The 13739-nt window shown below is 68.1% G+C and carries 11 protein-coding genes; 5 read left to right on the forward strand and 6 right to left on the reverse strand.

Going from position 1 to position 13739, the window contains the following annotated elements:
- The first annotated feature begins 133 nt into the window (after nt 1-133).
- Both AB4120_RS13220 and AB4120_RS13225 read left to right on the forward strand, forming a co-directional pair.
- Nucleotides 134-1624: a cobyric acid synthase gene (locus tag AB4120_RS13220; RefSeq protein ID WP_441642363.1), complete on the forward strand. Its 1491-nt coding sequence runs from the start codon at nt 134-136 to the stop codon at nt 1622-1624.
- Between the two features lie 81 nt (nt 1625-1705).
- Nucleotides 1706-2374 (forward strand): ParA family protein, encoded by a 669-nt coding sequence (locus tag AB4120_RS13225; RefSeq protein ID WP_149135342.1) that lies wholly within the window; start codon nt 1706-1708, stop codon nt 2372-2374.
- Here the strand turns inward: AB4120_RS13225 and AB4120_RS13230 are convergent.
- Entirely contained in the window at nt 2363-2923 is a 561-nt protein-coding gene (locus AB4120_RS13230) for a GNAT family N-acetyltransferase (RefSeq protein WP_441642349.1), read from the reverse strand. The two genes, AB4120_RS13225 and AB4120_RS13230, sit on opposite strands and share 12 nt — an antisense overlap.
- Before the next feature lie 208 nt (nt 2924-3131).
- On the opposite strand from AB4120_RS13230, the gene AB4120_RS13235 reads away from it, so the two are divergent.
- A complete protein-coding gene (locus AB4120_RS13235; RefSeq protein WP_441642350.1) occupies nt 3132-4328 on the forward strand; it encodes a PepSY-associated TM helix domain-containing protein in 1197 nt (398 codons plus the stop codon).
- Between the two features lie 10 nt (nt 4329-4338).
- Here AB4120_RS13235 and AB4120_RS13240 read toward each other — a convergent pair whose 3' ends face one another.
- The 5 genes from AB4120_RS13240 to AB4120_RS13260 all read right to left on the reverse strand — a co-directional run bounded on the left by AB4120_RS13240 (nt 4339) and on the right by AB4120_RS13260 (nt 7486).
- The gene (locus AB4120_RS13240) at nt 4339-4857 is read right to left on the reverse strand and encodes a type II toxin-antitoxin system YhaV family toxin (RefSeq protein ID WP_441642351.1); all 519 of its coding nucleotides are present in this window, start codon (nt 4855-4857) and stop codon (nt 4339-4341) included.
- Nucleotides 4857-5210: a type II toxin-antitoxin system PrlF family antitoxin gene (locus AB4120_RS13245; protein WP_441642352.1), complete on the reverse strand. Its 354-nt coding sequence runs from the start codon at nt 5208-5210 to the stop codon at nt 4857-4859. Before AB4120_RS13245 ends, AB4120_RS13240 begins: the two co-directional genes overlap by 1 nt.
- Before the next feature lie 129 nt (nt 5211-5339).
- Entirely contained in the window at nt 5340-6182 is an 843-nt protein-coding gene (gene panC, locus AB4120_RS13250) for a pantoate--beta-alanine ligase (RefSeq protein ID WP_144197942.1), read from the reverse strand.
- 156 nt (nt 6183-6338) lie between these two features.
- Nucleotides 6339-7232, reverse strand: coding sequence for a segregation and condensation protein A (locus AB4120_RS13255; RefSeq protein ID WP_149135346.1), 894 nt, complete (start codon nt 7230-7232; stop codon nt 6339-6341).
- Between the two features lie 62 nt (nt 7233-7294).
- On the reverse strand, nt 7295-7486 hold the full coding sequence (locus AB4120_RS13260; protein WP_144197944.1) for a DUF3460 family protein: 192 nt from the start codon (nt 7484-7486) through the stop codon (nt 7295-7297).
- Between the two features lie 204 nt (nt 7487-7690).
- Here AB4120_RS13260 and AB4120_RS13265 point away from each other — a divergent pair, with 204 nt between their 5' ends.
- Complete coding sequence (locus tag AB4120_RS13265) at nt 7691-9580, forward strand: autotransporter assembly complex protein TamA (protein ID WP_441642353.1); 1890 nt, start codon at nt 7691-7693, stop codon at nt 9578-9580.
- A 5-nt stretch (nt 9581-9585) separates the two neighbouring features.
- Nucleotides 9586-13725, forward strand: coding sequence for a translocation/assembly module TamB domain-containing protein (locus AB4120_RS13270; RefSeq protein ID WP_441642364.1), 4140 nt, complete (start codon nt 9586-9588; stop codon nt 13723-13725).
- Nucleotides 13726-13739 lie beyond the last annotated feature (14 nt).

A 13739-nucleotide genomic window follows, 5' to 3' on the forward strand; every position in this document is an offset into this window, starting at 1 on the left:
GCATGGAACTTGCAGGGCCGCCGCGCGTGGCGCCCCGGCGGGACGGCGACGCTGCGATAATCGCGCCATGCAATCGAAAACTGTTTCCAGCGGTGCGCCGCTGCCCGGCGGGCGTGCCCTGCGCGGCACCCTGATGGTCCAGGGCACGACCTCCGATGCGGGCAAGAGCACCATCGTCGCCGGCCTGTGCCGCGTGCTGGCGCGTGCCGGCGTGCAAGTGGTGCCGTTCAAGCCGCAGAACATGGCGCTGAACAGCGCGGTGACCGTCGATGGCGGCGAAATCGGCCGCGCGCAGGCGCTGCAGGCGCAGGCGGCAGGGCTCGCCCCGCACACCGACATGAACCCGGTGCTGCTCAAGCCGAGCAGCGACATCGGCGCGCAGGTCATCATCCACGGCCGCGCCCGCATGGACCTGGACGCCCGCGCCTACCACGCCTACAAGCCGCAGGCGATGGCCGCCGTGCTGGAGAGCCACGCGCGCCTGAAACAGGCGTACGAAGTGGTGCTGGTGGAGGGCGCCGGCAGCCCCGCCGAAATCAACCTGCGCGACCGCGATATCGCCAACATGGGGTTTGCCGAGCGGGTGGACTGCCCGGTGGTGCTGGTGGCCGATATCGACCGGGGCGGCGTGTTTGCCCATCTGGTGGGTACGCTCGATTGCCTGTCCGAGACCGAGCGCGCGCGCGTGACCGGTTTCATCATCAACCGCTTCCGGGGGGACATCCGCCTGCTGGAGCCGGGGCTCGACTGGCTCACCGCGCGCACCGGCAAGCCGGTGTTCGGCGTGCTGCCTTACCTGCACGGGCTGCACCTCGATGCCGAGGACGCGATCATCGACGCCCAGCCCGCCCGGGATGGCGAGGGCGGCGAGGTGCTGCGCGTGATCGTGCCGGTGCTGCCGCGCATCTCGAACCATACGGATTTCGATGCCCTGCGCGCGCATCCCGGCGTGGACCTGCGCTTTATCGGCCCGGGCATGCCGGTGCCGCCGGCGGACCTCGTGATCCTGCCCGGCAGCAAGAGCGTGCGCGCGGACCTGGCCTTCCTGCGCGCCAACGGCTGGGACCACGCGCTGGCGCGCCATCTGCGCTATGGCGGCAAGCTGATCGGCATCTGCGGCGGCATGCAGATGCTGGGCCGGCGGATTCATGACCCGGATGGCCGCGAAGGCCCGGCCGGCAGCAGCGATGGGCTCGGCTGGCTCGACTTCGACACCACGCTGGCCCCGGAAAAGCAGCTGCGGCAGGTGAGCGGCCGGCTGGCGGGCGACGCTGCGGCGCCGGTGCGCGGCTACGAGATCCACCTGGGCGTGACCGAGGGGCCGGCGCTGGATCGGCCTGCTTTGTGGCTGGAAGACAACATTTCGGGCGATGGCGCCCAGCGGCCCGATGGCGCCCGTTCGGATGACGATCAGGTGCTGGCCACCTACGTCCACGGCCTGTTCGACGACCCCGCCGCGTGCGGCGCGCTGTTGCGCTGGGCCGGTTTGCGGCAGGCGGAGGGGGTGGACCTCGACGCGCTGCGCGAGGCATCGATCGACCGGCTGGCCGACACCATGGCCGCCCATCTCAACCTCGCTGCGTTGCTCGGACCGCTTTCGCCCCCTAGTCCTGATCCCTCCTGATCCCTCCTGATCCCTCCTGACCGTTCAGCCCGGGGCGCCGACCCGGTAGACTATCGCAGCCATCGGTTCCTGGAGCTTTTCATGCCGGTAGTCGTGATCGCGAATCCCAAGGGCGGCGTGGGCAAAACCACGCTGGCCACCAATCTGGCGGGCTATTTCGCCCGCCACGGCCATGCGGTGATGCTGGGCGACACGGATCGCCAGCAGTCCTCGCGCGCCTGGCTGGGACTGCGTCCGGCCGCGGCGCCGCCCATCCGCACCTGGGAGATCAACGGCGACCACATCGCCCGGCCCCCGAAGGGCACCACCCACGTGGTGCTGGACACCCCGGCCGGCCTGCACGGCTGGCGCTTTGCCGATGTCATGAAGCTGGCGCACCGCGTGGTGGTGCCGCTGCAGCCCTCGATGTTCGATATCCTCGCCACCCAGGACTTCCTCACCAAACTGGCCGACGAGAAGCGCGTGCGCCACGGCGAGGTGGCCGTCGGCGTGATCGGCATGCGCGTGGACATGCGCACGCGCGCGGCCGAGCAATTGCAACGATTTGTCGAAGGTCTGGGCCTGCCAGTGCTCGGGTACCTGCGCGATACGCAGAACTACGTGCAACTGGCCGCGCACGGGCTGACGCTGTGGGACGTGGCACCGTCCCGCGTGGCGCGCGACTGGGAGCAGTGGCAGCCCATCCTGCACTGGCTCGATGGCGGGGCAGCGACGCAGGCTGCTGCGCCTTCCTCCCCCTCAGCCGCCTGAGCTGCCCGTCAGCCGCCGCAGCAGCGCTTCCACATCGACCCACGTCACCCGGCGGATCGGCATCATCAGGTCGGTGCCGGGAAACGGGTCGTCGAAACACGCCGATTCCTCGCCGCCCAGCGCCCGGTAGAACGCCCGCGCCTGGGTGTTGCCGTCCAGTACATAGAGAAACAGCGGCTTGCCGGGCCATTCGTAAGCCACGCGCGCGGCGCAGTGGGTCATCAGCCGCTTGCCGAGGCCGAAGCCCTGGTAATCGGCCATCACATGGAGGTTGTCGAGGTAGATGCCGTAGCCCGGTTCGGCCAGCGGCATCAGGCAACTGAAGCCGGCCGGCTTGCCGTCCACCCGCAGGATGGTCACGAGCAGCGGCGCCTCGGCGTCCTCCAGCATGCGGGCGCGCCAGGTGGCCAGCCGTTCGGCCGGCGCGTGGTTTTCGAGGTATTCGGCGGGAATCAGGCCGGCATAGGCGTGGCGCCAACTGTCGGTGTGCAGCGCGGCCAGCAGGTCTGCGTCAGCGGCTGTGGCGGGGGCGAGTTCGATATCGGACATGGCAGGGCAGGTGTGGACGGCGCACGACGGCAACGCCACCGCACGGCCACCGATCTTAACTTGCCACTGTTAGAATCGCGAATTCTTCGCATTTGCATTTGCGGGCTGGCCCACAGATGCCGAGCGATCACCCTTGGTGTGGTGCATCGGCATGTCTTTAGGTGCCTTATAAAGCACTATATCAATCCTCCAATCCGCCCCTGACACCATGGTCTCCGGCCGTCTTCGTACCGTCTTCCTCAAGCTGCATCGCTATATCGGCCTGACCTTCGGCCTGCTGTTCGTGCTGATGGGCCTGACTGGCACCACGATCACCTGGCGCGAGGAACTGGACACCTGGCTCAACCCGGATTTGCTCGAGGCGTCCTCCGCCGCGCGGATTCCGGTGGGGGCGGCCACGGTGGAGTCGGTCACCGCCAAGCTGATGGCCGACCCGCATTACGGCAAGCCGAACCTGCTGATGCTGCCGATGCACGAGCACGGCGTGTTCATCGCCTATTACCCGCTCAAGGGGCCAGAGGCCGGGCCGGGGCGCTCGCGGCAGGTGATGATCGACCCGATCACGCTGGCCGTGAAGGGGGAACGGTTCTGGGGCGTGCCGGGGCTGTCGCGCCAGCAACTGATGCCGACGCTGTTCCACCTCCACCGCTACCTGCTGAGCGGCGATACCGGCAAGACCATCACCGGCGTGGCCGGCATGATGCTGCTGTTCCTGGTGCTGGTGGGGATCGTGCTCTGGCTGCCAAAGCTGACGGCGCGCGCGCTGAGGCAGTCGGTGCGCATCGCGCACGGCGGCTCGTGGTCGCGCTTCACCTACACGCTGCACCGGGCGGGCGGCATCTTCTTGGCGCCGGTGCTGGCCACCATCGCGTTCTCGGGCTGGTACCTGAATCTGCCGAAGTGGGTCACGCCGATCATCAGCAGCGTGATGACGGTGAGTGCCACCGAGAAACCCCACTCGGCCGCGCCGCCCGAGGGCGTGCACGCGATCACCCCGGCCCAGGCCATGACCGCTGCCCAGCGCGAGTATCCGGGCGCGCTGGTCACGCGCATCGGGCTGCCCCGCAAGCCGGGCGATGTCTACGAGATCCGCCTGCGCCAGTCCGGCGAGATCCGTGGCGACAGCGGCGCCACGCGGCTCTGGCTGGATGCCTATACGGGCCAGCGCCTCGGCGCCCGCGACCCGCTGGCCAAGGACGCGCCGTCCGGCGATACCCTCATCAACTGGCTGTTCCCGCTGCACACTGGCGAAGCCTTCGGCACGCCGGGGCGCGCCTTCATCACCGCATTCGGCCTGACCCCGCTGATCTTCGCCATCACCGGCGTACTGATCTGGTGGAAGCGCCGCAGCGGCCACCGCCGCCATCTGGCGCGGGAACGGGAGCGGCTGCGGCGGGCAGGGTGAGCGGGCGGCCTTAGTTCACGGAGACACTGCGGAGCGGCGTGACGATGCCGGCGAGGTCTCGCTCGGCCAGCCGCGCCGCGGCCAGCAGGCTGTCCCAGTCGTCGGGTGGATTGCCGTTCGCCAGCATCTTCGCGAACACACGGTATGCGTCGGTCTTGCTTTCGTAGGCGCGCTTGGTGGTCTCGTCGTTGACCCAGCCAAAGACGATGACCTTCTGCTGCGCGTTGAAGCGGTAGAAAAGCCGGTACTGCTGGAAGAAGCGCGCGCGGCACCAGTGCTTGTGTGTGTCGCCCAGCGTGCCCCCGAGCCGGTAATCGGCGTTCGCCGGGTCGGACGGAATCCTGTTCATCATCAATTCGAAGATCGCCATGAGCCGCTTCGTGGCGTTCTTCTGCCGATAGCCTTCCGGATCTTTCCTTGCCAGCGCCTCGACGGTGTTGGCCAGCGACGTCAGTTGATCGATGAACAACGGATGAGCGTACAACCGCCACCCGTTGACGACCGGGGTTTCGGTTTGCGGTGCTGCCATCAGTCTTCGTCCGGCAGCGGGGCGTCGAGGTCGATCTCGATTCGATTCGTCAGCTTGTCGATCCGGGCCAGCAGTTCCACGCTCAATGCACGCAGGCGTTCCGGATGCTGCGCGATGTCGCGTTCCAGCAGGTCCAGGAAGGGTTCGAGCGCCGGGTCATGGGATACCACCGCGCCCGTCGCGCGTTGCATGACGACTTCGCCACTTGGCCGCACCACGTAACGGATCTTGTCGCGCCGCTCCAGCTTCAACGCGCGCCGGACGACGTCCGGCACGGTGGTCTGGAAGCGGTCGGTTAGGGTTGACTCCGCCTCGACAATGGCCTCATCAGGGGCGTGGAACACGAGCGGCATGGTGGAACTCCTCAGCACAATGCCACGATGGTAATGCATACGCATTACTTGGGCAATGCAGTTGCATTGCTGATAAGGCGGGAAAAATCCCGCGCAGTGGCGGGCTCATTCGGCAGCGGAGTCGGATACTCAGATTTCGAGGTTATCGATCAACCGCGTGGCGCCCAGTTTGGCGGCGGTCAGCACGACCAGCGGTTCGCCGGCGGCGAATTCCTCGCGGGTGGGGGCCTGGAGGTTTTCGCGTTTGCGGATGGACACGTAGTCGGGCTTCCATCCCCGCGCCGCCAGCTTGGCCACGGCGTCGGCTTCCACCTGGAGCAGGTCGACCTTGTCACCGGCGAGTACCGTATCACGCACTTCGTGGAGTGACTTGTAGAGCATTGGCGCCTCGGCGCGCTCGGTCTCGGTCAGGTAGCGGTTGCGCGACGACAGGGCGAGGCCGTCTTCGGCGCGGATGGTTTCCGCCGGGATGATGTCGATTGGCAGCGCAAACTGCTTGACCATGCGGCGCACGATCATCAGCTGCTGGTAATCCTTCTTGCCGAACACGGCCACGCGCGGCTGGGCGCACGAGAACAGCTTCATCACCACCGTGCACACGCCCTTGAAGAAGCCGGGGCGGAATTCGCCTTCGAGGATATCGCCCAGGTCGTGCGGCGGCTCCACGCGGTATTCCTGCGGCTCCGGGTACATGTCGCGCTCGGTGGGCGCAAACAGCACGTAGACGCCTTCCCTCTGCAGCTTCTCGATGTCGTCCTGCAGCGTGCGCGGGTACTTGTCGAAGTCCTCGTTCGGGCCGAACTGCAGCCGGTTGACGAAGATCGACGCCACCACCGGGTCGCCATGCTGGCGGGCCAGCCGCATCAGCGACAGGTGGCCTTCATGCAGGTTGCCCATGGTGGGGACAAACGCCGCGCGATTCTGCCCGCGCAACTGGTCCCGCAGCTCTTGGATAGAGGAAATGACTTTCATGTACGTGGTGTGCTGTCGTGGTAGGAGAGCGCCCGGGTGCGTGCCCGGGATGCACCGGCTCTTGAAATCGCTGAAACGGGGGATGGCCGGTTGTCGGCGGATTGTAGAGCATCCGCGTCATTCGAAATGCCGCCGTGGCGGCCTGACCTACGGGAATCAGGTCGGCGTGTACGTCAATCGCACATAAATTGGTGCGAACGGCTCGGCCTGCGTGATCTCGACGAGGGCCTCGCGCGACAGTTCCAGCATGGCGATGAAGTTCACCACCACCACCGGCACGCCCTTGCCCGAGCGGATGGCATCGTCGAACAGCTCGGTGAACTCCATGAACCGCGAGTGCTGCAGGCGCCGCAGGATCTGGCTCATGTGCTCGCGCACGGACAGTTCCTCGCGCGAGATCTTGTGATGCTGGTTGAGCTTGGCGCGCCGGAGCACGTCGGCCCAGGCGGACTGGAGGTCGATCGTTTCCACGTCCGGGAAACGCGGCGACAGGCTTTGCTCGATATAGACCTGCGAGCGCAGGAAGTCGCGGCCGAGTTGCGGCACGGTATCCAGCCGCTGCGCGGCCAGCTTCATCTGCTCGTACTCCAGCAGGCGGCGCACCAGTTCGGCACGGGGGTCCTCGGCTTCCTCGTCGCTGTCGGCCTTCTTCACCGGCAGCAGCATGCGCGACTTGATCTCGATCAGCATCGCGGCCATCAGCAGGTATTCGGCAGCCAGCTCGAGGTTGGTCTTGCGGATCTGCTCGATGTACAGAAGATACTGACGCGTCACCTGGGACATCGGAATGTCCAGCACGTTGAAGTTCTGCTTGCGGATCAGGTACAGCAAGAGGTCCAGCGGCCCTTCGAAGGCTTCCAGGAAGATCTCGAGCGCGTCCGGCGGGATGTAGAGGTCCTGCGGCAGCTTGAACAGCGGCTCGCCGTACAGGCGCGCGAAGGCCATGCCGTCGACCATGTCGCCGGGGGCCGCGCCGCCGGCGGGCGCCACGGTCGGCAGCTCCACGGGCAGCGTCAGCTTGTCCTGTGCGTCTTTCTCGCTCGGATGCATCCGGTCAGGTCGGGTTCGGGGTCGGGCGGGTCGGGATCGGGCTCAAGCTGGCTCAAACGGGCTCAGTTGCCCGACGAGTACACGTACGGCTTCTGGGCCACGCGCGAGTCGTTGGCGCGGGCGCGTTCCTCGAGGTCGATCGGGGTCTTGTCCCACAGCAGGGCGCGGCCTTCGCGCTGCTCGGCTTCCAGGGCAGGACGTTCCTGCTTGAGCGACTTGATGAACTGGGTGATATCCGATTCGTACATGGCCATGATGAAACTCGCCGCCCGGTGGCGGAGTGGGGGAATAGTGGGGCACGATTTTACCGTATCGGCGACCGGGCAAGGAGGAATCGGCGGGCAATGCCCGGAAACCGGCCCCGGGCGCCGGTTTCCGGTGTAATTTGACGCGATTCCGGCGTCGGACGCGCCGCCGGGTGTGGTCAAATAGCGACTTTGCCGGATCGACACGGACGGATGAGGATCGACTTGGGTCACGTGGCCACAAGGAGCGCCGCAAGCCGGGCGTTGCAATGCCCCCCACAGCCCCCCCAAGCCGGGGACGGTTGCCGCGCGCGCCTGCGCCGGGCGGGCCTGGCCCTGGTGCTCGGGCTGGCCGGGTTGTTGATCCAGATGCTGGCGTCCGAGGCGCTGGCCGCCCGCGCTGCCTACAAGGTGGAGATCGAGGCACCCAAGGTCCTCAAGGACATCCTCGAGGAACACCTCGACCTCGCCCGCTACGCCACCCGCACCGATATCTCCGAAGACCAGTTCGCCTACATGGTGGAAACCGTGGGCGAGCAGGTGCGCCAGTTCGCCTCCACGGAGGGCTGGTTCGATCCTGAAACCAAGGCCACCGTGACCGGCGAGGGCGACAGCCGCGTGGTCCATGTCAGCGTGGACCCCGGCGCGCGCACGCTGATCCGGCGCGTGGACCTGGAGGTGACCGGCCCGGCCGCCACGCAGAACCCGCAGCAGGTAAATGAGATGCGCGCCAAATGGGGCCTGCCGGTCGGCGACCCGTTCCGCCAGGCAGATTGGGACAAGGCCAAGGAAGACGCGCTGGTTGCCCTGCAAAGCCATACCTACTATGGCGCGAAGCAGACGGCATCGCGCGCCCGGGTGGAGCCGGACGAGCATGCCGCCGATTTGTCGGCGCGCTTCGAGAGCGGGCCGGCCTATGTGCTCGGGGCGCTCGAGGTGGAGGGCACGCGCCGCTATCCCGAGCAGATCGTCCGCAATGTGAACCCGCTCCGCGAGGGCGAGCCGTACCGCGTGGAGCGCCTTCTCGAGTTGCAGCGCGCGATCCAGAACCAGCCGTACTTCTCTAACGTGCAGGTGGACCTGGCCGAGCCCACGCCAGCCGAATCGGCCGAGGCTGCCGCCAAGGACGAGACCGTGGTGGCGCCGGTGAAGGTGCGCGTGCGGGAATATCCGACGCACCGCGTCTCCTCCGGCGTCGGCTTCACCACCGATACCGGCGCGCAGGTGGAAGGCCGCTACTCGTACTACAACCTGTTCAACCGCGCGTGGGTGCTCGACACCCAGGCGCGCATCGAGCAGAAGCGCCAGTATGGCTTTATCGAGGCGGCCATGCCGCCGGACTCGCACACCTACCGCAACAGCATCTACACCAGCTACGAGCGCACGATCGACGTCGAGAGCACCGACCTGACCAGCTGGCGGGCCGGCCTCAAGCGCTCGCGCTCGCGCGAGAAGTACGACACCACGGTGTCGCTCGACTTCTATTACGACAACCTCGTGCCGTTCGGCCAGCCGGCGCAGATCTCGAAGGCGCTCGTGCCAGCCTTCGCCTGGACCCGCCGCGACGTGGACAACCCCGTGTTCCCGCGCCGGGGCAACGTCATCAGCACGCAGATCGGGGTGGCGGCCAAGAATATCCTGAGCGATGCCACCTTCCTGCGCATGTATGGCCGGATTCGCCAGTACGTGCCGGTGGGCAACCGCGACCTGTTCATCGCGCGGCTGGAGCTGGGCGCCAACATGACCTCGGCCGATCCGGCGCTGATCCCGGCTTCTCTGCGCTTCCGCGCGGGCGGCACCGATTCCATCCGTGGCTACAGCTATCAGTCGATCGGCACGCCCAACGGCGCCAGCGTGCTGCCGGCGCGCTTCCTCGGCACCGGCAGCCTGGAGTACCAGTACTGGTTCAAGCCCGAGTGGGGCGTGGCGACGTTCTGGGACATGGGCACGGCCACCAATGACCTGCACGGCGTGAAGCTCTATCACGGCGTGGGCGTGGGCGCGCGCTGGCGCAGCCCGGTGGGCCCGGTGCAGCTGGATATCGCCTATGGCATCCAGCAGAACCAGTTCCGGCCGCATATTTCGCTGGGGGTGGCGTTCTGATGCATATGGACATGCCACCCGTGCCCCGCCGCAATGACGATGCGCCGCGTGCGCCTCGCCCCCCTCGACCAATACGTCGCGTCTGGCGGGTGATTGGCTGGACGCTGGCCGTGCTGCTGGCGCTGCTGATCGCCGCCATCGCCACTGCCGTGGTGGCGCTGCGCACCGAGGCCGGCACGCGCCAGCTCTGGACGCTGGCGACGCGCTTCTCGGCCGGCATGCTGGCCGGCACCTTCGAGGGCGGCACGGTCGCCAGCGGCCTGCGGCTGCGCGACGTGGTCTATGCCAGCGGCGACACGCGCGTCAGCATCGACAGGATCGACAGCCGATGGAGCGCGACGTGGTCCCCGGCGCGGCTGCATGTGGAATGGCTGCGCCTGGGCAAGATCGACGTGCGCCTGCCGCCGTCCGCGCCCACGCCGGACACCGGGCCGGCACAGATGCCGAAGTCGCTGGAACTGCCGCTGGCCATCGACGTCGACACGCTGACGATTGCCGAACTGTCCCTGCTGCAGGGCCCGCCCGCGACGGCCACGCCGCAGGTGTTTTCCGATCTTTCCGGCGCGCTCCATTCCGATGGCATGCGCCACCGCGTGGTGGTGGACAAGCTCGTCACGCCGTACGGCACGCTGCAGGCCAATGCGCAGATTGCCGGGCAGGCGCCGTTCGCGCTGTCCGCCGAGGCGCTGCTGGAGGGCCGCTGGCAGGAGGAATCGTTCGCGGTGTCGGCCACCGCCAGCGGCGCGCTGGACGCCCTGCGCGCCGAGGCCGAAGCCACCGGCGACCGCATCCGCGCGCGGGCCGGCATCGACCTGACGCCTTTCGGCAAGGTGCCGTTCACCCATCTGCTGATCGATGGGGACCGCATCAACCCGCGCCTGTTCAGTCCCACGGCGCCGCAGGCCAACCTGACCGTGCACGCCGAGCTGCGCCCCGTGGAAGCGGTGGCGCCGCCGCCGCAGATCGCCCGGCCGGCGCCGGGGCAGTCCACGGCCAGCGCGGTGGCGGCGGCTTCGGCGGCATCCGCCTCCGCGCCGGTGCCGCAGCCGGCGCCGCCCACGCGCAATCCGCTGGCCGTGGCCGGCGAGGTCACCGTGCGCAACCTCGATCCCGGCCCCATCGACAAGGAACGGCTGCCGGTGCACAGCGTGCGGGCGCGCGTGGAGGTCAGCGAGATGGCCCAGACGCTGCGCGACCTGCGCATTGCGCTGCCGGGCAAGGCCGAGATCGTCGGGCAGGGCGCGCTGCGGGAGGGGCGCGGCGGCTTCGACCTCGACGTGCACCGGCTCAACGCGGCCGATCTCTATACAACGCTGGTGCCGACCAACCTCTCCGGGCCGGTGATCCTGCGGCTGGAGCCGGGCCGCCAGAGCGTGGCGCTGGACCTGGCCGGCGGCGAGCTGAAGCTGTTCGCCGATGCACGCGTGGACGAAGACGCCGTGACGGTGTCCGCCCTGCGCGCCGGGCTGGGCGCCGGCACGCTGACCGCCGAGGGCAAGCTCGGCCTCAAGGACACCCAGCCGTTCAGCTTCAAGGGCAAGCTGGCCAATTTCGATCCGGCGCGGCTGGCCAAGGTGGCGCCGGGCCGCATCAACGCGGATTTCTCGACCACAGGCTCGCTGGCCAAGGTACTCCGGGTGGCGCTCGATTTTGGCCTGCACGAGAGCGAGTACGCCGGACTGCCGATGACCGGCACCGGCAAGATCCGGCTTGAGGGCGAGCGCCTGCTGCCCAGCGAGGCGTCCCTGCTGATGGCTGGCAACCAGGTCAACCTGCGCGGCAGCTTCGGCGCGCGCGGAGACCGGCTCAAGGTCAATGTCGATGCCCCCCAGCTGGAGCGGCTCAAGTTCGGCGTGGCTGGGCGCGCCAAGCTGGACGCCGAGGTCACCGGCACGCTCAAGCGTCCCGAGGTGGTGGGCGACTATAGCGCGCAGGCGCTGGTGATCGGTCCGCACAAGGTGGCCAGCGCCAGCGGGCATGCCGAACTGCGCGGCGGGTTGGACGGCACGGTGGCCGTGCAACTCGCCGCGCGCGACTATCAGGGGCCGCAGGCCACCATCCGCACGCTGGACGCCAACCTCAGCGGCACGCAGGGCAATCACACCTTCGACGCCAAGGCGGCCGGCACGCTGAACCGCCAGCCGATGCAGCTGACGCTGGCCGGGCAGGGCGCGTGGCAGGGCGACAAGGGCTGGAACGGCACCATCCGCACGCTCGACTTGCGCGGCACGACCGCCGTGCGCCTGGCGGCGCCGACGCAGCTGCTGGTGGCGGACCAGCATATCCGGCTCGGGTCCGCGCGGCTGCTGTTCGAGCGCGCCACGGCCAATATCGACGGATTCGAGTTCGACCATGGCCGCATCCGCACGCAGGGCAATCTCGATGGCGTCGAGGTGGCCAATGTCTTGAAACTGATGCAAACCTTGACCGGGGAGACGCCGCCGCTGCGCTCGGACCTCGTGCTGGACGGCCGGTGGAACCTGAATCTGGCCGAGACCGCGACCGGGTTTGCCGAGATCCGCCGGCGTAGCGGTGACGCTTCGATCAACGCCGGACGCGGCTGGACCACGCTGGGCCTGGGCGAAACCGCGCTGCGCGCCGAGTTCGCCGGCAACCGGGTCACGCTGCGCGGCGGCACCACGGCGGCGCGGATCGGCAAGATCGATGTCGATGCGTCGGCAGGGCTGGTGCAGGAGCAGGGGCTGCTGACCGTGGGGCCGGCCTCCACGCTGGCCGGCACGGTGTCGGCGGACATCCCCCGGCTGAAGTCGCTGGAATCCCTGACCGGTCCGCAATACGCGTTCGAGGGCAAGCTGGCCGCCGCGATGCGGCTGGGTGGCACGGTCGGCAATCCTCTGCTGACCGGCACCGTGGATGGCAGCGACATCGCCATCACGCTGTACGACCAGGGCATCCGCCTGACCGATGGCGTGGTTCATATCGTGCTGGACCAGAACACGGTGGAAATGAAGGAAGTGCGATTCCGGGGCGGCGACGGCACGCTGGTGGCCACCGGCAACGTCAAGCTGGGCGAGACCGACCCGAACCTGACCGCCAAGATCGTGGCCGACAAGCTCCAGCTGTTTGCCAGCCCCGAGCGCACGCTGATCGTCTCGGGCGAGGCCGGCATCGCCAACGAAAACAAGCAGATTGCGATTCGCGGCAAGTTCCGCGTCGATCGTGGCCTGTTCGACCTGCCCAAGTCCAGCGCACCGGTGCTCGGCGACGACGTGGTGGTGGTGCGCCGCCGCGACCAGCGCGAACTCAAGACCGCGGCCACGCCGGTGGTGCCCGAGTCCCAGCCGGCGAGCCGCTTCAGCCCGGTGATCGACGTCACCGTGGATCTGGGCGACGACTTCCGCTTCCGCGGTGCCGGGGCGGATATCAAGCTCGCGGGCCAGCTCGCCGTGAAGAGCGAGCCGCTGGCGCCGATGCGCGCCACGGGCACGGTGCGCGTGGTGGATGGCACGTACGAGGCGTTCGGCCGCAAGCTGAACATCGAGCGCGGCATCATCAACTTCAACGGGCCGATCGACAATCCGAACATCAATATCCGCGCCATGCGCCGCAACCAGGAGGTGGAGGCCGGCGTGGAGGTCACCGGCACGGTGCGGATTCCGCGCGTGCGGCTGGTGTCGGAGCCGAACGTGCCGGAGGAAGACAAGCTGTCGTGGCTGATGTTCGGCTACGGGGCGGAGAGCGCCGGGGCGGGCCAGCAGCGCCAGCTGAGCGGCGGCGCGCTGGGCGGCGCGGCGCTGGGCATGATGGGTGGCCGGGCGGGCAAGGGCATCGTCTCGCACCTCGGCATCGACGAATTCTCGATCGGGCCGTCCACGGCGGGCCTGAATGACCAGCAGGTGGTCAGCGTCGGCAAGGCCGTGACCGAGCAGATCTCGGTGGGTTACGAGCAGAGCCTGACGTCGGCGTCGAACGTGGTGAAGCTCACCTGGGCGTTCTCGCGCCGCTGGTCGCTGATTGCCAAGGGCGGCTCGATCAACGGGCTGTCGGTGCTGTTCAACCGCCGCTTCAATAACTGGAGTAGCCTGTTTGCCGCCGAACCGGCGCGCCGATCCACGGCTGGCGGCGCCGGCAGCGCGTCGGCCAGCGAACCGGCCGGCGACCCCGTGGAAGCCATCAAGCGATAACCATCATGACCTTC

The sequence above is a fragment of the Cupriavidus sp. 2KB_3 genome, assembly GCF_052115685.1.
Classification (GTDB): Bacteria; Pseudomonadota; Gammaproteobacteria; order Burkholderiales; family Burkholderiaceae; genus Cupriavidus; species Cupriavidus campinensis.